21 protein-coding genes and 1 pseudogene are annotated in these 23,809 nt (G+C 36.4%); 19 read left to right on the plus strand and 3 right to left on the minus strand.

Going from position 1 to position 23,809, the window contains the following annotated elements:
- Positions 1-356: site-specific integrase (locus tag BK574_RS27215; RefSeq protein WP_158211465.1), on the minus strand; the 356-nt coding region annotated here is incomplete at its 3' end.
- A gap of 58 nt (positions 357-414) precedes the next feature.
- Here BK574_RS27215 and BK574_RS00150 point away from each other — a divergent pair.
- The 12 genes from BK574_RS00150 to glnA all read left to right on the plus strand — a co-directional run bounded on the left by BK574_RS00150 (position 415) and on the right by glnA (position 15,272).
- On the plus strand, positions 415-1,296 hold the full coding sequence (locus BK574_RS00150; RefSeq protein WP_238457901.1) for a reverse transcriptase domain-containing protein: 882 nt from the start codon (positions 415-417) through the stop codon (positions 1,294-1,296).
- A 562-nt stretch (positions 1,297-1,858) separates the two neighbouring features.
- Positions 1,859-2,428 carry an outer spore coat protein CotE gene (locus BK574_RS00155; RefSeq protein ID WP_075386025.1) on the plus strand — a complete coding sequence of 190 codons (570 nt, stop codon included), beginning with the start codon at positions 1,859-1,861 and terminating at the stop codon, positions 2,426-2,428.
- Positions 2,429-2,633: 205 nt separating this feature from the next.
- The gene (mutS, locus tag BK574_RS00160) at positions 2,634-5,231 is read left to right on the plus strand and encodes a DNA mismatch repair protein MutS (protein ID WP_078426999.1); all 2,598 of its coding nucleotides are present in this window, start codon (positions 2,634-2,636) and stop codon (positions 5,229-5,231) included.
- A 20-nt stretch (positions 5,232-5,251) separates the two neighbouring features.
- Positions 5,252-7,108 carry a DNA mismatch repair endonuclease MutL gene (gene mutL, locus BK574_RS00165; RefSeq protein WP_078427000.1) on the plus strand — a complete coding sequence of 619 codons (1,857 nt, stop codon included), beginning with the start codon at positions 5,252-5,254 and terminating at the stop codon, positions 7,106-7,108.
- 154 nt (positions 7,109-7,262) lie between these two features.
- Entirely contained in the window at positions 7,263-8,045 is a 783-nt protein-coding gene (locus BK574_RS00170) for a class I SAM-dependent methyltransferase (RefSeq protein ID WP_078427001.1), read from the plus strand.
- 3 nt (positions 8,046-8,048) lie between these two features.
- A complete protein-coding gene (gene miaA, locus BK574_RS00175; RefSeq protein WP_420796923.1) occupies positions 8,049-9,023 on the plus strand; it encodes a tRNA (adenosine(37)-N6)-dimethylallyltransferase MiaA in 975 nt (324 codons plus the stop codon).
- Between the two features lie 25 nt (positions 9,024-9,048).
- Positions 9,049-9,288, plus strand: a complete 240-nt coding sequence (gene hfq, locus BK574_RS00180; RefSeq protein ID WP_075386030.1) for an RNA chaperone Hfq — start codon at positions 9,049-9,051, stop codon at positions 9,286-9,288.
- 261 nt (positions 9,289-9,549) lie between these two features.
- Positions 9,550-10,512, plus strand: a complete 963-nt coding sequence (spoVK, locus tag BK574_RS00185) for a stage V sporulation protein K (protein WP_078427003.1) — start codon at positions 9,550-9,552, stop codon at positions 10,510-10,512.
- A gap of 65 nt (positions 10,513-10,577) precedes the next feature.
- The gene (hflX, locus tag BK574_RS00190; protein WP_078427004.1) at positions 10,578-11,849 is read left to right on the plus strand and encodes a GTPase HflX; all 1,272 of its coding nucleotides are present in this window, start codon (positions 10,578-10,580) and stop codon (positions 11,847-11,849) included.
- Between the two features lie 20 nt (positions 11,850-11,869).
- Positions 11,870-13,138 (plus strand): methionine gamma-lyase family protein, encoded by a 1,269-nt coding sequence (locus BK574_RS00195; protein WP_075386032.1) that lies wholly within the window; start codon positions 11,870-11,872, stop codon positions 13,136-13,138.
- Positions 13,139-13,481: 343 nt separating this feature from the next.
- A complete protein-coding gene (locus BK574_RS00200; protein ID WP_075386033.1) occupies positions 13,482-13,883 on the plus strand; it encodes a MerR family transcriptional regulator in 402 nt (133 codons plus the stop codon).
- 39 nt (positions 13,884-13,922) lie between these two features.
- On the plus strand, positions 13,923-15,272 hold the full coding sequence (gene glnA, locus BK574_RS00205; protein ID WP_075386034.1) for a type I glutamate--ammonia ligase: 1,350 nt from the start codon (positions 13,923-13,925) through the stop codon (positions 15,270-15,272).
- Here the strand turns inward: glnA and BK574_RS00210 are convergent.
- Together BK574_RS00210 and lexA are read right to left on the minus strand one after the other, a co-directional pair.
- Positions 15,269-16,754 (minus strand): annotated as a pseudogene (locus tag BK574_RS00210) (IS1182 family transposase). The gene glnA and the pseudogene BK574_RS00210 overlap by 4 nt on opposite strands.
- Before the next feature lie 188 nt (positions 16,755-16,942).
- Positions 16,943-17,569: a transcriptional repressor LexA gene (lexA, locus tag BK574_RS00215; protein WP_075386035.1), complete on the minus strand. Its 627-nt coding sequence runs from the start codon at positions 17,567-17,569 to the stop codon at positions 16,943-16,945.
- 154 nt (positions 17,570-17,723) lie between these two features.
- Here lexA and yneA point away from each other — a divergent pair, with 154 nt between their 5' ends.
- The 7 genes from yneA to BK574_RS00250 all read left to right on the plus strand — a co-directional run bounded on the left by yneA (position 17,724) and on the right by BK574_RS00250 (position 23,681).
- Positions 17,724-18,017 carry a cell division suppressor protein YneA gene (gene yneA, locus BK574_RS00220; protein ID WP_078427005.1) on the plus strand — a complete coding sequence of 98 codons (294 nt, stop codon included), beginning with the start codon at positions 17,724-17,726 and terminating at the stop codon, positions 18,015-18,017.
- A 7-nt stretch (positions 18,018-18,024) separates the two neighbouring features.
- On the plus strand, positions 18,025-18,675 hold the full coding sequence (locus BK574_RS00225) for a YneB family resolvase-like protein (RefSeq protein ID WP_075386229.1): 651 nt from the start codon (positions 18,025-18,027) through the stop codon (positions 18,673-18,675).
- Positions 18,676-18,734: 59 nt separating this feature from the next.
- On the plus strand, positions 18,735-18,974 hold the full coding sequence (locus BK574_RS00230; protein WP_075386037.1) for a DUF896 domain-containing protein: 240 nt from the start codon (positions 18,735-18,737) through the stop codon (positions 18,972-18,974).
- A 142-nt stretch (positions 18,975-19,116) separates the two neighbouring features.
- Positions 19,117-21,114 carry a transketolase gene (gene tkt / locus BK574_RS00235; RefSeq protein ID WP_075386038.1) on the plus strand — a complete coding sequence of 666 codons (1,998 nt, stop codon included), beginning with the start codon at positions 19,117-19,119 and terminating at the stop codon, positions 21,112-21,114.
- Between the two features lie 214 nt (positions 21,115-21,328).
- A complete protein-coding gene (locus BK574_RS28020) occupies positions 21,329-22,438 on the plus strand; it encodes an IS91 family transposase (RefSeq protein WP_274379452.1) in 1,110 nt (369 codons plus the stop codon).
- Positions 22,439-22,905: 467 nt separating this feature from the next.
- On the plus strand, positions 22,906-23,346 hold the full coding sequence (sirA, locus tag BK574_RS00245) for a sporulation inhibitor of replication protein SirA (protein ID WP_078427007.1): 441 nt from the start codon (positions 22,906-22,908) through the stop codon (positions 23,344-23,346).
- A 119-nt stretch (positions 23,347-23,465) separates the two neighbouring features.
- A complete protein-coding gene (locus tag BK574_RS00250; RefSeq protein ID WP_075386040.1) occupies positions 23,466-23,681 on the plus strand; it encodes a YneF family protein in 216 nt (71 codons plus the stop codon).
- Positions 23,682-23,809 lie beyond the last annotated feature (128 nt).

Below are 23,809 nucleotides of genomic sequence, written 5' to 3' on the forward strand. Positions count from 1 at the left end.
CAATCTTGGATTTCTTCTAAAGATGCGACTTCAGGTAGAGCTTGGTGGGTATCTAAATTAGTGTAAGATAAATGGATACTTGGATTTTCAAAGCAGTACTCCTGTTGTTTTAAATAGGTAAAAAAGGAACGAATTTGGCTTACAATAAGGTTTCGGTAACCAAGAGATTTTCCTTCTGTTCGTTCAATACAGTAGTTTTCAAGATCAACAAGTTTAACAGATTGGAAGTTTAGGGAGCGCTCTTCCAGGTGCTTAGTTAGCTTCTTTAATTCCCTTCCGGTGCTCAAAACAACTTTTGGAGTATATCCCTTAATGACAGACTGGTATTCACGATATTCTTGAATGATAGATTCCATAATAATTTCTCCTTTTAATATATTTTACAAGATCCTAAGGTCTTGATGATAATTATTTATGGTTCTATCTTATATCGCTAAAGAAAGATTTTTCGATACAGTTCATCACGATAAACTCATGCGTATTATAGCCAACACAATAGAAGATGGAGACGTCATCTCACTAATTAGGAAATACTTGGTTAGTGGAGTAATGGTAAATGGGAAATATGAAGAAACGCAGGTTGGTACTCCGCAAGGAGGAAACCTCAGTCCATTACTGAGCAATATTATGTTGAATGAACTCGATAAGGAATTAGAAAGTAGAGGATTACGATTCATAAGATACGCTGATGACGCACTCATCTTTGTGAAAAGCGAAAAAGCCGCTGACAGAGTGATGAAATCAATCGTGAGATTTATAGAAGAGAAATTAGGATTGATAGTAAATGCCGAAAAGAGTAAAGTTTCTCGCCCAAAAGAGTTAAAATTCTTGGGATTTGGGTATTATTATGATCCTAATAACAAGAGATATCAAGTGCGGCCTCATCCAATTTCAGTACAGAAATTTCAAAGGAAGCTTCGACAATTGACAAAGCGAAATTGGAGTGTTCCGTTAGACTACCGAATACTGAAACTGAAACAAGTCATATTCGGATGGGTGAATTACTTTAGAATCGCAAATATGAAAACAGCAATGAGTCGAATAGATAAGAAATTACGCTCAAGATTAAGGGTAATCATCTGGAAACAATGGAAGGTAGCGAAAAAACAAATCAAGTCGCTAACTCAATTAGGGATACCTGAAGAAGAAGCGAAAGGATTAACGTTCTGCCGGAAAGGTTATCGGTATATCGGATTATCGAAAGTTGTTCAAAAAGCAATCTCAAACAAAAGACTAAAACAAAGGGGAGTACCCTCTGCTTTAGAACGTTACTTAAAAGTACACACTGTAATATAAATTGAAACGCCGTATACGAGACCCGTATGTACGGTGTTGTGAGAGGGGCGAAAATAGGTTAACTTATTTTCCCTCTACTCGATTTGACTATGATAAAACATAAAAATAAATTTGAATAGACCCCTTCATTTTAATAAAGTTTTTCGAATTCCTTCATGTATTTTCAGTTCTGTGAATATATATTATTAAACAATGAAAAACTGCCCTAAAAATAATTTTATCAATCCTAGAAAAAGGGACATAATTGCGAGGTTTGGCTCATATCGTTTTATAGATTATCCGTAATGGAATTATCGTACTTTTTTACATCAAAGAAAAATTAAATTTTAGGCACAATGGTTATTCGCCCTGCATAGGATGGAAGTGAAGAAATTGGCGACGCTAGTTTGACCTAAGACATTGTAATTATGGGATTAGATGGACGCCCGTCTAATTTATCGGACTATCAAAGTCAGGCTTTCTCCTATGTCTTAACTTCAACTACTACAAACAAGTGTTGAAGCGGAGTACTTACGGCGATATGCCGAGTTTTTCTAACGATTTGATCGAGGAGGGTTCACTCATGTCACAAACAGATAACTTAAATTATCGTGAAATTATTACGAAGGCGGTTTGTGGTAAGGGAAGAAAGTTTACTCAAGCTAGTCATACAGTAAGCCCTTCCCATAAGCCTACGAGTATTCTTGGCTGCTGGATTATCAACCACAGGTATGAAGCGGCTAAGAAAGGTGATGCGGTTGAAGTGCAAGGTAGTTATGACATTAACTGTTGGTATTCTCATCAAAACAACACGAAGACTGAAGTAGCCACTGAAACGGTCACTTACACAGACGTTGTTCCGTTACAAGTAAAAGATGACAACATTTTATCTGACGATGTTCAAGTGATGGCAAAAGCAATTCAACAACCCAATACACTTGAAGCAACAATTTCTCCAAATGGCTCAAGTGTTGTTGTTCAAGTAGAACGTGAATTCTTGACTGAAGTCATTGGAGAAACGAAAATTCATGTCGCTGTTCATCCTGATGGAACTATTGCGGAGTTAGATCCTTCATTGTTTGAAGAAGAAGTCACTGATGAAGAGTTTGAAGACTTAGACCCTAATTTTATGATGGGTGATACAGAAGAATAGTTGATAAATGAACTAGGAAGGAGGTTGCTTCCTAGTTTTTTTATATTAATTTTTAAACGTATTATGATTCAAGAAAACAGGGCATCAGTTTTCACCATTGATAACGATAAACCGTATGTATCTAATTGGATTTGTGCCTCCTGACAGAACTTCTTCTAATATGGTATAATAATAGTCGTAAAATGTAGAACTTTGGGGGATTACAATGGCACAGCATACGCCGATGATACAGCAATACTTAGGAATTAAGGCACAATATAAAGATGCCTTTTTATTTTTTCGTTTAGGCGATTTTTATGAGTTATTCTTTGAAGATGCGAAGTTAGCAGCTAAAGAATTAGAAATAACATTAACTGGTAGAGGTAGTGATAAGGAACGAATTCCGATGTGTGGAGTCCCTTATCATTCAGCTGAACAATATATTACACAATTAATAGAAAAAGGCTATAAGATAGCAATTTGTGAACAAGTTGAGGACCCAAGAGAAGCAAAAGGAGTTGTTAAGAGAGAAGTTGTCAAGTTGATTACACCAGGGACTGTAATGGACGGGAAAACGATCTCAGATAAAGAAAATAACTACATCACATCTGTTACAGAATTCAATGAAGGTAAATTTGGTTTCGTTAGAACTGATTTAACGACAGGAGAAAGTGCAATTACAGTGTTAACAGGTGGTATTGAAGAAGTTATTTTTGAACTTGCCTCCATTGGAGCTAAAGAAGTGATTGTTTCTCCTAATATTAGCGAATCATATCTCGGGCTCTTCAAGCAACGCTTAGCACTTACGATCTCGTTTGAAGAGAATGAGTTCCTTCCTGAATCCTTTCAATCGCTTTGTGAAAGTCTGCAACAAGAACAATTAACTGTAACGGTAGCTAGGCTTTATAATTATTTAGTTCGAACACAAAGACGCTCTCTTGATCATTTACAAAAAGTTCAATACTATACGGCTAATCAATATATGAAAATCGATTATCATTCCAAACGCAATCTTGAAATTATTGAAACGATACGAGAGAAAAAGAAAAAAGGGTCTCTTTTTTGGATTGTCGATGCAACAGTAACGGCAATGGGAGCCAGATTATTAAAACAGTGGTTAGAACAACCGTTAATTGATCAAAGTGAAATAGACGAGCGTTTAACTGTGGTTGAAACGTTTATTGAGCAATTTTTTACGAGGGAAGAGTTACGAGAAGCATTAACTGAAGTATATGATTTAGAACGTCTTGCAGGAAAAGTCGCTTACGGTAATGTCAATGCGCGTGAATTAGTACAATTGCGCAGGTCACTCCAACAAGTACCGAAGATCGTACAAATCGTAAAAGAACTTAACGTCCCATTAACAGATCGGTTAATGACGACAATAGATCATTGCGAGGATTTATTAGATCTATTAGAAACGAGTATTGTCGATGACCCACCTTTATCTGTAAAAGATGGTGGAATGATCAAAGCAGGCTATAATAGTGAACTAGATCAGTATCGAGATGCGAGTCTTAATGGGAAAAAGTGGATTGCTGCCCTTGAACAAAAAGAACGGCAGGAAACGGGGATTAAATCGCTTAAGATTGGTTACAACAAAGTATTTGGATATTATATTGAAGTGACAAAAGCGAATATTCAAAATCTTCCTGAAGGTCGTTACGAAAGAAAGCAAACGTTAGCAAACGCTGAACGTTATATCACTCCAGAATTAAAAGAAAAAGAAACACTTATTTTAGAAGCTGAGGAAAAGATCGAACAATTGGAATATGATTTATTTCAAGGTATTCGTGAACAAGTAAAAAGTTATATACGTCAATTACAACAACTTGCGAAAACAATTAGTACATTAGATGTATTACAAAGCTTTGCTTCGATTAGTAATGAGCAAAATTTTGTTAGACCAAAGTTTTCAAGTGACCGTGACATAAATATTAAAGATGGCAGGCATCCTGTTGTTGAAAAAATGATAAACCGTGGGCAATACGTGTCAAACGATGTGGTTATGAATCGTGAACGAGAGATATTATTGATTACTGGACCGAATATGGCAGGTAAAAGTACGTATATGAGGCAGTTGGCATTAACGTCCATTTTAGCTCAAGTCGGTTGCTTTGTGCCTGCAACGGAAGCTGTTCTTCCTATTTTTGATCAAATTTTTACGAGAATTGGTGCTGCTGATGATCTAGCTAGTGGTCAAAGTACATTTATGGTCGAAATGTTAGAAACAAAGCATGCGTTAACGAATGCGACTGAAAATAGTCTAATTCTTTTAGATGAGATTGGTAGAGGAACATCCACCTATGATGGGATGGCACTCGCCCAAGCTATTGTTGAATACATCCATGAACAAATTGGTGCCAAAACTCTATTTTCTACGCATTATCATGAACTTACATCGCTAGAACACCAGCTAGAAAGGTTAACGAACGTTCATGTTTCTGCAGTAGAAGAAGATGGAAAAGTCGTATTTCTACACAAAGTTGTGGATGGACAAGCTGACCGAAGTTATGGGATTTACGTCGCCCAATTAGCAGAACTTCCTCAACATGTAATTGTTCGTGCAGATGAGATTTTACATCAATTGGAAGGTGAAGAAAAGCAAGTCGTATCCGTAGAAAGAATGCTGCTAAAAGAACAAGAGGAACAACCTGTACAGTTATCTCTATTTGGGGAAGAGAAAAAACAGCAGAAAAAACCGCAAATAAATTCAACTGAAACCGCCATTATTAAGGACTTAAAAAAAGTAGATATTTTGAATATGACGCCGTTCGAAGCTTTACAAAAGTTAAATGAAATTCAAATGAAATTAAAAAAATAACATAGGAGGGACGCAAAGCCATGGGGAAAATCGTGAAATTAGATGAACAGTTATCAAATAAGATCGCAGCTGGAGAAGTGGTGGAACGTCCCGCTTCCATTGTCAAAGAATTAGTTGAAAATGCTATTGATGCGAATAGTACACAAATCGTCATTGAGGTAGAAGAAGGTGGACTTTCGAAAATTAAAATTTTAGATAATGGTGATGGCATACAAGCGGATGATGTAGAGACAGCGTTTTATCGACATGCAACAAGTAAAATAAAAACAGATAAAGACCTATTTCATATTATGACTCTAGGGTTTCGCGGGGAAGCTTTACCTAGTATTGCTTCCGTTTCTTTTCTTGAATTAAATACGAGTATAGGCGATGGTGCAGGGACAAGCATTCAATTAGAGGGCGGGAAGATTATTCGTAAGCAAGTCTCTAACAGTAGAAAAGGGACAGAAGTAATAATTACGAATCTTTTTTACAATACACCTGCGAGGCTGAAGTATTTAAAAACAGTTCATACTGAACTAGGTAATATTAGTGATATAGTAAACAGAATTGCTTTAGCTCACCCTGATATTTCATTTCAGCTTTTTCATAACGGTAAAAAAATGCTTCATACGAACGGGAACGGAAATCAGCTACAAGTTCTTCATTCGATTTATGGTGCAGCTGTGGCTAAACAAATGATATCTATAGAAGTAGAAACGATTGATTTTCGCGTCACAGGTTATATCGTAAAGCCTGAAGTGACGAGGGCTTCTCGCCAATATATGTCCGCTTTCGTAAACGGTAGGTATATTAAGAATTATGCGTTAGCAAGAGCGATACAAGAAGGGTATCACACGCTTCTGCCCATAGGTCGATATCCGATCGTCGTTCTCAATATTGTGATGGACCCTTTATTAATTGATGTCAATGTTCATCCTGCAAAATTAGAAGTGCGATTAAGTAAAGAAGAGGAACTTACGACATTAGTAAAAGACGGAATTCAAAATGCGTTTAAAAAAACACAGCTAATTCCTGAAATAGTGCGTGAAAAGAAAGAAAAACCAAAATCTGAACAGATAGCCTTTCAACTTCAGCATGATGCACAACCGTCAAAATGGATGGATTATCAACCTAATCAGCCGTCTAATAACCTAATTAATAATCAGCAGAACCCTATTGAAATAAGTGAGGAAGAGATCCCACCCATGGAAGAGGTTGAACATAAGCCTGCTGATGAAAAAACATGGAAAGTAGACAACGTTCGCGAAGTCAACATGATAGAAGAAACCGTCGCAGAAAAAACAACATTCGATCGTGTTCCAACGCTCTACCCGATTGGACAGATGCACGGAACTTACATTCTTGCCCAAAACGAACAAGGTCTTTATATTATTGATCAACATGCAGCGCAAGAAAGGATTAAATATGAATATTTTAAAGAAAAAGTAGGTCGGGTTTCTACAGAGCTCCAGGATTTACTCGTCCCAATCACAATAGAGTGTACGCAAAATGAGTTTATTATTTTAAAAGAGTACGCAGAAGAGTTAAAGCAAGTTGGCCTTTTTCTAGATCCGTTTGGGCCACAGACGTATATGATCCGATCTTATCCTACATGGCTACCAAAAGGGATGGAGGATGAAACTTTACGTGAAATGATCGACGAGGTTCTGTCTAAGAAAAAAATAGATATAAAGAAGTTTCGTGAAGAAGCGGCAATTTTAATGTCTTGTAAAGCTGCGATTAAGGCGAATCGTCATTTAAGAACGGACGAACAGTTTGCATTGTTAGAAACACTACGTAAATGTGTAGATCCGTTTACTTGTCCACACGGCCGTCCAATTATTATTCATTATTCCACTTATGAGATGGAAAAAATGTTTAAACGGATCATGTAAAAGTTCCTCATATATGATTACGATGTCTAATGGATGGTTATAATGATAGATGGCTTATCTACTAATATAAGTTGCGAGATGGTAAAATTCAGTCTATAATATTGCGTGTTCAAAGGTAAAACAATGGGAGCACAATAAGACGTGGAGAGATTTTGTGTATATAACAACAGCTTTAAAGTATACTGACGAATTAGTAGATCAAGCAAAAAAAATTAGTACTGATTTAAATGCAAGATTTATTTTTAGAGATGATCAACCGATTGAAGACATGATAGAAGAGTTTCAAGACGACATCTTTGTTGTCGGAAAAGAAAAACTCTTCTATTACTCAATTCATTCAAAAGAACCCTTCTTTTTTCATCCTAACTCTGCGATGTTCCGTTATAAACGATTGAGAAATGACGGATACGATCCATTTATAGAAGCTTCTCAATTGAAACAAGGAATGTCTATACTAGATTGTACGCTAGGGCTAGGATCGGATGCTATTATTGCTAAAACAAAAGTTGGTACGAGTGGAAAAGTTGTTGGAATTGAAGAAAGTACAGCTATTGCTTATATTGTGGAGAGGGGTTTGAAACAATGGGATTCTGGTAATAACTTATTTAATCAGGCTATGCGTTCGATTCAGGTTTTGAAGGGAAACCATCTCGAGTTTCTCCGTAGTTTAGAAGATAATAGTTACGATGTTGTTTATTTTGATCCTATGTTTGAAGCTAACCTTGATACTTCCCAAGGTATCACCCCACTAAAGTCGTTAGCTCTGTATCATTCAATAACGACAGAGGTTATTCAAGAATCAAAACGGGTGGCAAGACGACGAATTGTCTTAAAAGATTACTGGAAAAGTGAACGATTTGCTACTTATGACTTTAAAGTCATAAAAAGACGAACTGCAAAATTTCATTTCGGTTTTATTGAATTAAATAAAGCTTAAGATATGAAAAGTGAGACAAAGGGTGTTAAGATGAAGGAGAAACTTTTAGTTATTGTTGGCCCTACAGCGGTTGGAAAAACAAAGATGGGAATTGAATTGGCCAAGCGTTTAAAAGGAGAAATTATTAGTGGTGACTCCATGCAAATTTATAAAGAAATGGATATCGGCACAGCTAAAGTAACGAAAGAGGAAATGAATGGTGTAATGCATCACTTAATTGATATAAAAGAGCCAACGGAACCATTCTCTGTTGCGGAGTTTCAAAATCTGGTTCAACCACTTATTCGTTTATTAAACGAAAAAGGTAAATTACCTTTAATTGTTGGTGGAACGGGCTTATACATTAATTCGGTTATACAAAACTATAACTTTGCTGACTCATCTTCAGATATTCAATTTCGGGAAAAAATGGAACGATACGTAGAGGAACATGATACAGAACAACTTCATGATCAGTTAAGGGAAATAGATCCTGTTAGTTACGCAACCATTCATCCGAATAATTATCGAAGAGTAATAAGAGCTTTAGAAGTGTTTAAACGAACAGGCAAAACCCTTTCTGAATATCAACAATCTCAAAATAATGAATCACCGTATGACTTCGTCTTGATTGGTTTAACGATGGATCGAGATGTATTATACGATCGAATTAATAAAAGAGTAGACATCATGGTCGAACAAGGTTTATTTGAAGAAGCGAAGCGTTTATATAACGATGGCGTTAGAGAGTGTCAATCGGTTCAAGCGATTGGTTATAAAGAGATCTATGAATACATAGAAGGTAAACTGACAAAAGATGAAGCAATTGAACTTCTTAAACGAAACTCGAGACGCTATGCAAAACGTCAATATACATGGTTCCGCAACAAAGCAAATGTTCATTGGTTTGACATGACAAATATAAATTTTAATAAAAAGATTACAGAAATTCAACAATTTATAGAAGGAAAGCTTTATAACCATAGCGAAATTAAATAACAGTACATAGAAGGGGGACTTATAAATGAAGCAATCCGTTAACATTCAAGACCAATTCCTAAATCAACTACGCAAGGATAATATCGCAGTTACTGTTTTCTTACTAAACGGTTTCCAATTACGTGGATTAATTAAAGCGTTTGATAATTTCACAATTATCCTCGAGAGTGAAGGAAAACAGCAACTTGTTTATAAACATGCTATTTCTACTTTTGCTCCACAGCGTAATGTTCAAGTAAATATTGATCCTGAACAACAATCTTAATTGCGGGAATTGGTGAGGGTTACTCTAATGTACCAGATATCTCAGAAAACATAGATTAGTGAGTAATATTCTATGGTGAGGTGTTAGTACTATACGAGTGGCCCTCTTTTTCTTTGAAAAGATGTGGTTAGCCATTCTTTGTTTAAAGCATTGAAACGATAGCTCCTCGAGGCTGAACACAAATACTTTATAGGCATTTGTCACAAAAATTGGGCATTTGCGTATAGTATTGTAACCGATTGTAAATTGAGGGGTGAAACCATGAAAAACACAACAGTTACCCGCTCGAAAGGACAGATAAATGTTGTCCTGAACCGTGAAAATAAACGCGAAAAAGAACGTTTATATTTAAAAGAACAAACTTTTGGAAATACATTGACTGAAAAACATGAAGTGCTGGAACAGATGGAAAGTGAGTTTTCATCGTTAGTAGGGTTGCATGATGTAAAACGGTTATTAAAAGAAGTATATGCATGGCTTTACATTAATAACTGTCGAAAAGAAAATGGCTTAAAAAGTTCAAAACAATCACTCCATATGATTTTTAAAGGGAACCCTGGAACTGGAAAAACGACGGTCGCTCGTTTAATAGCGAGACTTTTTCACGAAATGGAAGTTCTATCTAAAGGTCATTTAATTGAAGTAGAGAGAGCTGATTTGGTAGGGGAATATATTGGACATACAGCACAAAAAACGAGAGAAGTACTAAAAAAAGCATTAGGTGGAGTCCTCTTTATTGATGAAGCTTATTCATTGGCTCGTGGTGGAGAAAAAGATTTCGGTAAAGAAGCGATTGACACACTTGTTAAAGCGATGGAGGATCAGCAACATGATTTTGTTTTAATTCTAGCAGGATACGGTAGGGAAATGGATTACTTTTTATCCTTAAACCCAGGCTTACCATCACGATTTCCGATTACGATCCCATTTGAAGACTATTCCACTGAAGAGCTTATGGAGATTAGTAGGATTATGTTAGGCGAAAGAGAGTATCAACTTTCGAGACAGGGAGAACAGAAAATTCGTGAATATTTAAGCCGGATAAAAGGGGAACACGGAAGGACTTTTAGTAATGGTCGATTTGTTCGTAATTTAATTGAGCAAGCAATTCGAACTCAAGCTGTTCGTCTACTAGTCGAAGGGAAGTATGATCGTCAGTCCTTATCTACTCTTCAAGCGGAAGACTTTGACTTTGAAAAATCGAGGGTTCAACCGTTTTCTTGACATTTAGTGGGCAAATGTGTAATATCTTCAAGACGGAATAGATATAAAAAGGTTGTGAGTTTATATTGCAAGAAGTGAAAAATCAAACTCAAGAACGTGTCATATTAGCAGGTTGTCAAACGAAGGAAAGAGATGACGATCATTTTTTATATTCAATGGAAGAGTTGAAATCATTAACAAATACAGCAAATGGGAAAGTAGTTGCTACAATTGATCAAAAAAAAGTCTCCATCGACCCTGCCACCTACTTAGGACGCGGGAAAATTGAGGAGCTTTCATTATTAATAGAGGAAAAAGAAGCTGAAGTTGTTATTTTTAATGATGAATTGTCTGCAGGTCAAATTCGAAACATTTCTTCTATCTGTGGCGAAGGAGTTCGTGTAATTGACCGTACGCAGCTTATTTTAGATATATTTGCGCAAAGGGCGCAATCTAAAGAGGGTAAGCTCCAAGTTGAGCTTGCCCAATTAAATTACCTATTGCCACGTTTGATGGGGAGAGGATTGGCATTATCTCGTCTAGGTGGGGGGATCGGTACACGTGGTCCAGGTGAGACCCAACTAGAAACCGATCGAAGACATATCCGCCGGCGTATGGATGAAATTAAAGAACAATTATCAACAATAGTCCAACATCGAAAGCAATACCGTGAACGAAGAAAAGAAAATCAAATTATCCAAATAGCACTAGTCGGCTATACGAATGCTGGAAAGTCGACAATTTTAAATCGTTTAACCGCAGCGGAAACATTAGAACAAAACTTATTATTTGCTACGTTGGATCCAACGACGAGAAAAATGAAACTACCTAGTGGCTTAAATGTGTTATTATCTGATACCGTTGGCTTTATCCAAGATTTACCGACCACATTAATTGCGGCTTTTCGTTCTACGCTAGAAGAAGTTAGAGAAGCTGATCTAATTTTACATATAATAGATGCCTCACACGAAAATTTTGCTGAGCATAAAAAGACAGTTTTGAAATTACTAGAAGGATTGAATGTTAATGAAATACCGATTTTAACAGTATATAATAAAGCAGATTTAGTTGAAGATCGGGAAAATGTGTTTGTACATTCTTCAGAACTATTAATTTCTGCAAAAAAGCCAGAACAGCTTAAGATGTTACCAGAAAAAATTGAAGAGTTCCTTAAACAAGAAATGAATCATTATTCAACAGAGTTGGGTTCAGATGAGGGGAAGTTATTATCTAGAATTAAAACAGAAACGATTCTTGTGAAACAAACTTGGAATGAAGATACGGAATCTTATACGTGCTTAGGTTATGTTCATCCTAACCATTCACTTGCTCATCAATTAAACCAAAGGAATATTTAACAACTAACAGGGAGATTATTATGTACGAACAATTTTCTTATGGTCAGCAATTACAATCCGTTGTCGAACAAACTGAAAAAAAATTAAAAGAGCGATTTGAAGAAATCGATCGAACAACTGAAACGAATCAACTTCGAGTATTACAAGCCTTTCAAAAACATCGAGTAGGAGACTTTCATTTTACACCGTCTACTGGCTATGGCTATGATGATGTAGGTAGAGATACATTAGAATCGATCTATGCTGACGTGTTTGGAGCGGAAGCGGGTTTAGTCCGTCCTCAAATTATTTCAGGTACACATGCGATTGCAACAGCTCTATTTGGAATACTACGTCCTGGCGATGAGTTAATATATATGACAGGAAAACCATACGACACGTTAGAAGAAGTTGTTGGGATCCGTGGAAATGGAAATGGTTCCTTAAAAGATTTTAAAGTGTCCTATAATGCCATCCCATTGACAAACCAAGGAACGGTGGATTTCGTAGCTGTTGAACAAGCAATAACAGAAAAGACAAAAGTGATTGGGATTCAACGTTCAAAAGGTTACGATAATCGTCCTTCATTTACGGTTAAACAAATTGAAGAAATGATTCAATTCGTTAAAGAAATTAAGAAGGATGTCATTGTTTTCGTTGATAATTGTTACGGAGAATTCGTAGAATTAAAGGAACCTTGTCATGTTGGAGCGGATATAATGGCAGGGTCTCTTATTAAAAATCCTGGTGGTGGGATTGTAAAAACCGGAGGCTATTTAGTAGGAAAAAAGGATTTGATTGAATTATCCTCCTTTAGGTTAGCTGCACCCGGTATCGGGTCAGAAGGAGGCGCTTCATTATACAGTTTACTTGAGATGTATCAGGGATTCTTTTTAGCACCTCATACAGTTTCTCAGGCGTTAAAAGGAGCACATTTCACCGCTGCATTTCTCGAAAGTCTAGGAATGAACACAACACCTGCCTGGGATCAAAAAAGAACGGATCTAATCCAATCTGTACAATTTGATGATCGGGATAAAATGATAGCCTTTTGTCAGGCGATTCAGCAAGCATCGCCGATTAATTCGCATGTTGTACCTCAACCTAGTCCAATGCCAGGATATGAAGATGATGTAATTATGGCAGCGGGAACGTTTATACAAGGAGCTAGTATTGAACTCACGGCGGATGGCCCACTTCGTCCACCATATGTTGCTTATGTTCAAGGGGGGTTAACATATTCACACGTGAAGATCGCAGTAATAAGAGCAGTAAATCATTTACTAGAAACCAAACAGTTATCTATTTAATTATGTACAATGTTACCCCAAAAGAAAGCGGAAATGTGTTAATAAAATTATCTAAGTAAATGAAATAGAAAAGCACAAGGGCTATATATAAATCCTTGTGTTTTTTTATGTTAAAAGTGGAAAGTCTAACGTAACGAGGCTTTTAATTTAATGAATAATAATGAACAAATTGCTAGAGAACATAGAGTTGCGACGAAAGTAGGAAAACGTAATTTTGTTTTTAGAATTGTCCGAAATATGTCGTAATTTGAAAAAAACCCATGTCAACTTACCTAACACAGGTTGACACTGAAGCTGTCATCTAGTATTCTTATATTAAGTTATAACAAAGGAGGGTTCGGTTATGAACGATCAAATTCGCCGTAATATGCCGTTGTTTTCAATTGGAATTGTGAAGCAGTTGACAGAGTTATCAGCAAGGCAAATTCGTTATTATGAAGAACATCAACTTATTCACCCAATTCGAACAAACGGGAATCAGCGGATATTTTCATTTAATGACGTAGACAGATTACTAGAAATAAAATCACTCATTGAACAAGGGATTAACATTTCTGGAATCAAGAAAATTTTGGAATTAAATGAAAAGGCAAATGAAATAACCGCAATTACTCCAATAGGTAAGCAAGAAGCTGAAATTTCAGACAAAGAACTACGTAAACATTTAAAAAATGAACTGATAATGGCTGGGCGAAACGGGAAGGCTTCTATTATACAAGGTCAGCTTTCGCGCTTCTTCCACTAAAATCAATTCTTTTGATATTTCGAAAGGGGAATACATATAATGTCTAAATTTACTAAAGAAGATATTCTAAGAATTTCTAAAGAAGAGAATGTTCGTTTTATCCGTCTTCAATTTTCAGATTTAATGGGAATTATTAAAAACGTTGAAATACCTGTTAATCAACTTCCAAAAGCATTAAGTAATCAAATGATGTTTGACGGATCTTCAATTGAAGGGTTTGTACGTATTGAGGAATCGGATATGTACCTCTATCCTGATCTTGATACATGGGTTATTTTCCCTTGGACTTCAGAGAAAGGTAAAGTAGCTCGTTTAATTTGTGATGTTTACCAACCAGGTAAGCCTGGTGAAGACCCAACGCCATTTGCTGGAGATCCTCGTGGAATTTTAAAACGTGTGTTAAAAGAAGCTGAAAAGTTAGGATTTAAATCATTCAACATTGGTCCAGAACCAGAATTTTTCTTGTTCAAAAATGATGAAAAAGGTGAGCCTACTTTAGAATTAAATGATAAAGGTGGTTATTTTGACCTTGCACCAACAGACTTAGGTGAAAACTGTCGTCGTGATATCGTTCTAGAATTAGAGGAAATGGGCTTTGAGATTGAAGCATCTCACCATGAAGTAGCACCAGGACAACATGAAATTGATTTTAAATATGCAGATGCAATTAAAGCGTGCGATGAAATTCAAACGTTTAAATTAGTTGTAAAAACAATTGCTCGTAAACACGGCTTACACGCAACTTTCATGCCTAAACCATTATTTGGTGTTAACGGTTCAGGGATGCATTGTAATATGTCTTTATTCACAGCAGAAGGAAATGCATTTTATGATGAATCTACAGATTCTCAATTAAGTGAAACTGCAATGCAATTCTTAGCTGGTATTTTAGAGCATGCAGAAGGATTTACAGCAATTACAAATCCACTTGTAAACTCATATAAGCGTTTAGTACCTGGTTATGAAGCACCAGTATACGTAGCGTGGTCTATGCGTAACCGTAGTCCGTTAATCCGTATCCCTAACTCACGCGGTTTAAGTACTCGTGTAGAAGTTCGTTCTCCAGACCCTGCGGCTAATCCATATTTAGCAATGGCTGTAATGCTTGCTGCAGGACTTGACGGTATTAAACGTAAATTAACTCCACCAAAAGCTACTGATCGTAACATTTACATCATGAGCAAAGAAGAGCGTGAAGAAGAAGGAATTAAAGATTTACCAGCAACATTAAAACAAGCGATGGATAAGCTTGTAAAAGACGAAGTATTAGTTAAAGCACTTGGTGAGCATGCTGTAGAACACTTTGTTGAAGCAAAAGAAATTGAGTGGGATATGTTCAGATCGCAAGTTCACCCTTGGGAGCGTGAGCAATACCTTTCACTATATTAATTCCAAAAAAGAGGCTGGGACATAACTAGCCAAAAATAATAAAAAAGGGTTCCAACCATAAAAATAAAATGATTGGAACCCTTTTTCTGTTGATTTATTCTATTATCCAATGCTTGATCGGCGTCCATGGCGGTGTACTTTCGTATGTTCTCCGCCATGAATGCAAACCCTAATTCATTTTTGACATTTTCGTTGCCCCTCACGGACTTTCGAGTGAAACGCAAATTAGCCTTCAGATATCCAAAAACTGGTTCTACGTCCACCTTACGTTGGTCATAGATCTCACCCGTTTTCTATTCTGTAAGCAGCTGTTGAATCATCTTCCTTATGATAATCCCAATTGGCTGTCTGAAATTCGTCTTGTTTAAAACGCTTTTTCTTCTCTTTACGATATGTATTGTACGTGATAAGAGGTGTGCGCTTTCGATTATCAAGCACATCCTCATAATTTTCCTCACTTCCATAACCAGCGTCTGCGACAATATAGTCTGGGAGTTCAAAGAAATGGTGCTCAATTTTATCAAGGAATGGGCGCAACGTACGTGTAACAGTTGGATTTGAAAAGATCTCGTAAGCGAGCGTATATTGACCTTCTGTCGCAATTTGTACATTATAACCAGCTTTCAGTTGTCCATTTTTCATATAATCATCTTTCATACGCATAAACGTGGCATCGTGGTCTGTCTTTGAATAACTATTCCGTCCTTTAAAGATTTCCATGTCTTTTTGGTACTTCTGTTTGCGCATGAAAAGATCCAGAAATTGTTTATGGGCTTTCTTTGGTTCTTTACGCTTTGAACGAAGATCTTTCCTTTCGCTTGCCTCTTCACTTGCTTCAATTTGTTTAGTGTATTCTTCGACGGTCTCTTCTAACTTCGCTGTGATAAGAGAGAGCTCCTCCACTGAAAGGTCCTCAGTGCTTTCTCGCTCGATCTCAGGAATGATTTCTTTTTCCACCAACTCATCATACAGTTGTTTTGATTTTTCGATCAGGCTGGCACTGTATTTTTCAATCAATTTTCGCCAAACGAATGAAAATTTATTGGCATTGGCTTCAATCTTAGTCCCGTCAATAAAAATGGCTTCATTGTCAATCACCTTCTCTTCGACAAGTTGACATCGAAATTGAACAAAGCACTCACGGAGGAGTTCTTGAACTTCCGGATGAACACGGAACCGATTAATTGTTCGGTAACTTGGCTCATAACCTTGAGCCAGCCACATCATGCGTATACTGTCTTTAAGTAGGCATTCAATCTTCCTTCCAGAAAAAACAGATTGTGTGTATGCACATAAAATGACTTTCATCATCATGCGCGGATGATAAGCAGGACACCCGGTCTTTCTCAAGAAGCCGGCAAAGGCTTCTTCTGGAATCTGCTCTACCAGATGATGAACCGCGAATGCAATATCATTTTCTTGAAGTTTCATTTCTAAATTTAAAGGCAAAATTACTTGATTCATGTTATAGTGTTTATACATAAGGGCACACCTCCGATGGTTATTGTGTAGGAACTTTAATTTTATCAGTGGTTGTCCTTTTTTTGTTTTGTAAAATGAAAAAACTTAAATACATACGAAAGAGGCCCCGAGAACAAAAAATGTTCTCGGGGCCTCTTTTAATTCCATTTACTGAGTTTTGTCCCAGCCTCTTTTTTTGAATTGTAAAATTAATGAATGGTTCGGAAAACTCCAATCACTTTTCCGAGAATTGTACAACTCTTAAGTATAATCGGTTCCATTGTTGAATTTTCAGGCTGAAGTCGGATATAATCTTTCTCTCTGAAAAATCGCTTTACTGTAGCTTCATCTTCTTCAGTCATAGCAACGATAATGTCTCCATTGTTGGCTGTTTGTTGTTGACGAACAATTACCATATCTCCATCAAATATTCCAGCCTCTATCATACTATCTCCATCTATGATAAGAACATAGACAGAATCATTTGAGACTAACCGTTCAGGTAATGGGATATACTCTTCGACGTTCTCGATCGCAGTAATAGGTTGTCCAGCAGTAACTTTACCAATGACTGGGACAAATGCTGTTCTAGTGTCAATACCTTGTTCCGCTCCTATTTGTTCTTGGTCAATAACCTCTATAGCTCTCGGTTTTGTAGGGTCGCGCCGAATAAGTCCCTTTTTCTCAAGGCGAGAAAGATGACCATGTACAGTAGAGCTAGAGGCTAGTCCCACTGCTTCGCCAATTTCCCGAACAGAAGGTGGATAACCTTTTTTTCGTACTTCAGTTTTAATATAATCTAAGATTTCTTGTTGTCTTTTTGATAATTTTGTCATCAATGACACCTCATTTATCCAATTAATCTTAAATAAAGTATAGCATGTCAAAAAAAGGGATGCAAACATAAGTTCTAATTTATTCATTGACACGAATGGGTGTTCTCTTTTACAATAATAGACAAGAACATACATTCCTATGAGGTGGTATTTGATGAAATTCGTAAATTTAACTCGACAAGAATTAACACTAGTATTATTATTTGTACTTTCTATAGCATTTTTTGCTTTTATGTCTGTCGTGGGTGCTGAGAAACAAGGAATAACTGAAACTATTGAGGTTGTTGTTAATGAAGGAGATACTTTATGGGGCTTTGCAACAAATTATGAGCACCCATTCTCCATAGAGGAATTTATTCATTGGGTAATACAAACGAATGAGATGGAAAAAAGTAGTTTAATAGCTGGGCAAACGTTAACCATCCCAGTAGATACGAACAGTAGGTGAAAAAATGATTAAAGCAGTAGTTTACTGTAGAGTGAGTACAAACAATGAGGAACAAACCTCCTCGCTACATCGACAAGCGGAGGAATTATTAGATTTAGCTAACCGATTAGATTTTGAAGTTGTTAAAGTGATAAAGGAACGTCAAAGTGGATATGAAAATGATAGAGAAGGAATTATAGAAGTATTGGAGTTACTTAGAGGTGGTGTAGATGTACTACTTATCCAAGATGATACTCGACTTGGTAGAGGCAATACGAAAACTGCTTTATTATATCAAGTTAGAAAGATGAATAAAAAAATATATACGCTTTGCAATTTAGGAAACCAACTAGAGCCATCAGAGATGGATACGATCCTAATGGATATTGTTAGTATCATTGAAGAATACCAGCGAAAATTACATAATATGAAAATTAAAAGAGGCATGAAAAAAGCAATAAAGAATGGGTATGATCCTGAAAAAAACTTGTTAAGACATCAGGTGGGTGGGAGAAAGAGGAAAGATATTCCAATCGATGAAATTCTTAAGTTGAGAAAAAAAGGGCTTACATTCTCAGAGATTAGTAGTTTTTTAAATGGACTTGGGTACAATACATCTAAAGCAACCGTCAATCGCAGGTACCTAGAATACATGGATAAAGAGAACAATGTTGAATGATATAAATTGTTCGTGTACATTTATAGAAGAATGGATGTGTATTTTAGGAGGAAATTAATATGTTATCTAAAGAGAAAATTGCAAGAATTAATGAACTTGCCAAAAGAGGTAAGACTACGGGATTGACGACGAAAGAGGCTGAAGAACAGAAAAAATTACGAGCAGAGTACGTTCAAACGTTCCGGGCTTCGTTTAAACAGCAACTTCATTCAGTGAAAGTTGTCGACGAAAAAGGGCAAGATGTTACCCCGCAAAAACTAAAAGATGCCAAAAAGGGAAATGGTGGGATCCAACATTAGAGTTGGATAGTGTAATTGAATATCGTAAAAACTATATTTGACAGATAAAATTCACCTTGTTTCCTTGTTAAAACAGTCAAGAAAGTATATGATGAAAAACGAATATATACAATTTGACATGATAGAAAGGGTGATAAAAAGGATGACAACTCACGTTGAAACTTTAGCAGTAAATACGATTAGAACGTTATCAATTGATAGTATTGAGAAAGCAAATTCAGGACATCCTGGTATGCCGATGGGAGCAGCTCCAATGGCATTTTCATTATGGACAAAATACATGGCTCACAACCCAAATAATCCAGAATGGTTTAACCGAGACCGTTTTGTACTTTCAGCAGGTCACGGTTCCATGTTACTTTATAGTCTATTGCATTTAACAGGTTATGATTTGTCCATCGAGGAGTTACAAAACTTTAGACAGTGGGGAAGTAAAACACCTGGACACCCTGAATTTAAACATACTCCTGGAGTTGAAGCAACAACAGGACCGTTAGGACAAGGTGTCGCAATGGCAGTTGGAATGGCAATGGCTGAGCGTCATTTGGCAAGTACATATAATAAAGAAAACTTTCCAATCGTAGACCATTATACGTACTCTATTTGTGGTGACGGGGACTTAATGGAAGGAGTTTCACAAGAAGCCGCTTCATTAGCTGGTCATTTAAAACTAGGCCGACTTGTTATTTTATATGATTCAAATGATATTTCTCTAGACGGGGATTTAAACATGTCTTTTTCTGAGAATGTCGCAAAACGTTATGATGCATATGGATGGCAAGTTATTCGTGTGGAAGATGGTAATGATCTTGATGAAATTGGAAAAGCGATTGAATCTGCAAAAGCAGATGAACGTCCTACATTAATTGAAGTGAAAACGACAATTGGTTACGGGTCGCCAAACAAATCGGGTAAATCTGCTTCACACGGGGCACCACTTGGTACAGACGAAGTAAAGTTAACGAAGGAATCTTATCAATGGTCATTTGATAATGAATTTCATATTCCTGATGAAGTTGCTGAATACTATGCAAACGTAAAAGAACAAGGCGCAAAACAGGAAATAGAGTGGAACGAGTTATTTTCCAAGTATAAAGATGCATATCCAGAATTGGCCAAACAATTTGAAATGGCAGTAAATGGGGAACTTCCAGAAGGTTGGGCTGATGATGCACCTGTTTATGAAGTAGGTAAAGGTGTTGCGACTCGCTCTGCGTCTGGAGATGCAATTAATGCATTTGCTTCGAAAATTCCACAATTAATTGGTGGTTCGGCTGATTTAGCCTCTTCCAATAAGACGTTAATGAAAGACACCGGCAATTTTAATCGTGAAGATTATAGTGGTAAAAATATATGGTTCGGTGTTCGTGAGTTTGCAATGGGTGCTGCAGTTAATGGAATGGCTCTTCACGGCGGTGTTAAAGTCTTTGGGGCAACTTTCTTTGTATTCTCTGACTACCTACGTCCAGCGATAAGACTATCTGCACTAATGAAACTACCTGTCATTTATGTATTTACTCATGATAGTATTGCAGTTGGTGAGGACGGACCTACCCATGAACCAGTAGAACAACTAGCGTCCTTACGTGCTATGCCAGATATTTCTATTATTCGTCCTGCAGATGGTCATGAAACAGTTTCTGCTTGGCGCCTAGCCCTAGAAAGTAAAGATCAACCAACCTTACTTGTTTTATCACGACAAAACCTTACAACACAAGAAACGACTCAAGAAACTTCATATGAAGGTGTTAAGAAAGGGGCTTATGTTGTTTCTAAGGCAAAAGGTGACGTGAATGCCCTTCTATTAGCAAGTGGATCTGAAGTCATGTTAGCAGTAGAAGCACAAAAAGTATTAGAAAAAGAAGGTATTTATTCTTCTGTTATTAGTATACCGAGCTGGGATCGTTTTGAAAAACAATCTGCTGAATATAAAGAATCCATCATCCCAAGTGATGTAAAAGTACGTCTTGGTATTGAAATGGGATCTTCTCTTGGTTGGAGTAAGTATGTAGGTGATCATGGCGATGTGATTGCAATCGATCGATTTGGAGCATCTGCACCTGGAGAAAAAATTATGGAAGAGTACGGGTTTACTGTTGAGAATGTAGTAGCTCGTGTAAAAGCAATGCTTCAAAAGTAATTCTTTACTGATCAGAAAGAGATGGACTTAGGGATAATAAGTCTGTCTCTTTTCTATTGTTGTATAGGAAATTATAAAAATCTTAATCTGTGGATAAGTGTGTTGTAAAATAGAATTAAAAAAATCGGGAAGGAAACGGTACAGTGAAGAAGCAAGGTATTGTTAAACAAATTTTGAAGGATCACTTTGATGGATTTTGGAAGCTACACAATAACTGCGTTGTGGATCTAGTGATACGGGATATGCAAAGTACGAGTGTTTAGGGTGTGAAGGGAATCCAGACCCTGTTTTCGTATGTTTTACATGTAAGAGTCGTTTTTGTCACAGGTGTGGGAAGAAATATACAGATGAATGGACCGAAAAACAAGTGGAATGTATATTAGATGTCCCTCATCGTCATATGGTGTTCACTGTACCAAAAGAGCTTCGCCAGGTGTTCTTTAAAAATCGTAAAAAATTAAATGAGTTAGCTAAAGAAGTAGCACAAGTATTTGATTTTTGGTATAAGAAGAAAAATAAGAAAAGACAGTTAGAAGTTGGTGTCATAACTGTTATTCACACATTCGGAAGAGACCTGAAATTTAACCCACATATTCATGCATTGGTTACTGAGGGCGCAATTGATAAGGAGAAGGAATGGGTTCCAATTGATTTCATTCCTTATAATTATTTGAGAAAGTCTTGGCAAAAATTATTGATGGATTTAATGATGAAATGGTTTCCAAATCGAGCCGATGTTAAACAGTTAGTTGATCAGCTATACATACGGTACCCTCATGGCTTTTATGTGAATGCAGTAAAAAAGATGAAGAATGCGAAAGGAGCTGCCAAATATATCGGGAGATATTTAGCTAGACCAGCGATTGCCGAATATCGAATTGAAAAGTATGACTATAACTCTGTCCACTTTTGGTACGAAGATCATCAGACTGGCAAAAAGATCGATAAAAAAGTGTCTGTTTATCGGTTTATTTATGAGCTCATTCAACATATACCACCAAAACATTTTCGAATGGTAGGACGGTTTGGTCTGTACAGCCGTCGAAAAAATACGCAGTCAAAAAAGATTATAAATGTGTGGAACTTTATGCGTACGAAACAGATTGAATTTCTCTTTGAACAAAAGAGAAGAAAGAAAACATACCGTCAACGAATGATGGAAGCTTTTGAAACTGATCCTCTTCAATGTCCGCACTGTAAAGGGAAAATGGATCTAGTAGGAATATGGCATTCGGAGTATGGCTGGGTCTATCATTATATGGACGAAATTGAAATGATCAAACATTGGAGGAGAAGAAGTGATGAGCGAGAAAAAGCAGGATAAACAAAAGCTAGAAGAAGATGACTTATTTAAGGACATTGGAGACTAGCTTGACTTAAGTGAAAAAGAAGAGTTCATAATATTTAAGTGTATTGATTGTGGCTGTATCGATCAGGTTCCTCCGTTTATTATTGGTGAATTTTCCTATGATTTAGTAGAAGGGGAAGAAGTAGAATTAGAGTGTCCAGAATGTAACGGCACATTACGAGTAGCGAGTGAAAGTCCCGTTAGCGATTTTGTTCTTAGAAGGTTCCTTTTTATAAGTCATTTAGAATTCATTAACTTTACCATATCCCCAGTTTCGTAAAATTCCACAATTAAGGCAATTGTTCAGAGATTGGCAGTAAAGAAGTTAAGTTACATTTTTTTATGTCTTATATCGACAAAATTAGAAGGTTTGTTCTCCATTAAAGTGACAATTATTTTTCCGTCCTTATATTATACTTGTCTAAAATGGTGGAGGGATTATAATGAGAAAATATGATATCTACCTAATTAATGGAGACGTTTCCCAACATTACTTTGGACAAGAGTCAAAATTATTTCATTTATTCTTAGATGAAATTAGAGCAGCAGATGAAAATAAGGCGATTATCAAAAAACAAATTAAATATATTTCAAATCCGATTCCAGTGGTTGAATTACAACATCGACTTCTATCCTCTTTTAAACATCGTACGGATTATTTCTTTTTTGACCATACTCATCGATTGCAAATTAGTGAACCTTTTAGTAAGGCACAAATGTTTATTTTTCCTGACTATATTCATTTAGTTAGCGAAGGATCCTATGAGGCGGAGACCATGTTTTTTGAAGTGATGAGAAAATTAAGTCCTTCATTTTTTGCTTTAGATGTTTCAACTTATCGTTATGGGTGGTTAAATCCCATTAAACAAGTAAAACTCGTATAAAGTTTTTAGGTTTAGGTCTTTTATTCATAGGTGGGTTACGTTATAATAAGTAAGATTGTACTAGTCATTCTATAATAAATTGATGAAATGTTTTTCAACATGAAGGAGGAAGCAGTTTTATGTGGATTAATATCCTAGTAGGTACATTGTGCCTAATTGGTGGAATTGCGATTGGCTTTTTTATTGCCCGTAAAACAATGATGAACTATTTGAAAAAAAACCCACCTATTAATGAACAAATGCTACGTGTTATGATGATGCAAATGGGGCAAAATCCATCACAAAAGAAAATTAATCAAATGATGAAGGCGATGCAAAAGCAAACGTCTAAATAAATAATATGAAACGGACAAGCACCTCAAGCCGAGGTGTTTTTTTGTTCTTGCTTTTTTTGGCAATTCCATGTGGACTTTCGCCTGAATGTGCTTTATTTTCAAAATAATATTTACTAGGAAGCCAGATC

It is taken from the genome of Alkalihalobacterium alkalinitrilicum, assembly GCF_002019605.1.
In the GTDB taxonomy this organism is placed as follows: domain Bacteria; phylum Bacillota; class Bacilli; order Bacillales; family Bacillaceae_F; genus Alkalihalobacterium; species Alkalihalobacterium alkalinitrilicum.

Bases quoted from the DNA above. Each gene is read 5' to 3' on its own strand.
- BK574_RS00150 (WP_238457901.1), top strand. From the start codon at position 415: ATGGTTCTATCTTATATCGCTAAAGAAAGATTTTTCGATACAGTTCAT.
- BK574_RS00155 (WP_075386025.1), top strand. From the start codon at position 1,859: ATGTCACAAACAGATAACTTAAATTATCGTGAAATTATTACGAAGGCG.
- mutS (WP_078426999.1), top strand. From the start codon at position 2,634: ATGGCACAGCATACGCCGATGATACAGCAATACTTAGGAATTAAGGCA.
- mutL (WP_078427000.1), top strand. From the start codon at position 5,252: ATGGGGAAAATCGTGAAATTAGATGAACAGTTATCAAATAAGATCGCA.
- miaA (WP_420796923.1), top strand. From the start codon at position 8,049: ATGAAAAGTGAGACAAAGGGTGTTAAGATGAAGGAGAAACTTTTAGTT.
- hfq (WP_075386030.1), top strand. From the start codon at position 9,049: ATGAAGCAATCCGTTAACATTCAAGACCAATTCCTAAATCAACTACGC.
- spoVK (WP_078427003.1), top strand. From the start codon at position 9,550: ATGAAAAACACAACAGTTACCCGCTCGAAAGGACAGATAAATGTTGTC.
- BK574_RS00195 (WP_075386032.1), top strand. From the start codon at position 11,870: ATGTACGAACAATTTTCTTATGGTCAGCAATTACAATCCGTTGTCGAA.
- BK574_RS00200 (WP_075386033.1), top strand. From the start codon at position 13,482: ATGAACGATCAAATTCGCCGTAATATGCCGTTGTTTTCAATTGGAATT.
- glnA (WP_075386034.1), top strand. From the start codon at position 13,923: ATGTCTAAATTTACTAAAGAAGATATTCTAAGAATTTCTAAAGAAGAG.
- lexA (WP_075386035.1), bottom strand. From the start codon at position 17,569: ATGACAAAATTATCAAAAAGACAACAAGAAATCTTAGATTATATTAAA.
- yneA (WP_078427005.1), top strand. From the start codon at position 17,724: ATGAAATTCGTAAATTTAACTCGACAAGAATTAACACTAGTATTATTA.
- BK574_RS00230 (WP_075386037.1), top strand. From the start codon at position 18,735: ATGTTATCTAAAGAGAAAATTGCAAGAATTAATGAACTTGCCAAAAGA.
- tkt (WP_075386038.1), top strand. From the start codon at position 19,117: ATGACAACTCACGTTGAAACTTTAGCAGTAAATACGATTAGAACGTTA.
- sirA (WP_078427007.1), top strand. From the start codon at position 22,906: ATGAGAAAATATGATATCTACCTAATTAATGGAGACGTTTCCCAACAT.
- BK574_RS00250 (WP_075386040.1), top strand. From the start codon at position 23,466: ATGTGGATTAATATCCTAGTAGGTACATTGTGCCTAATTGGTGGAATT.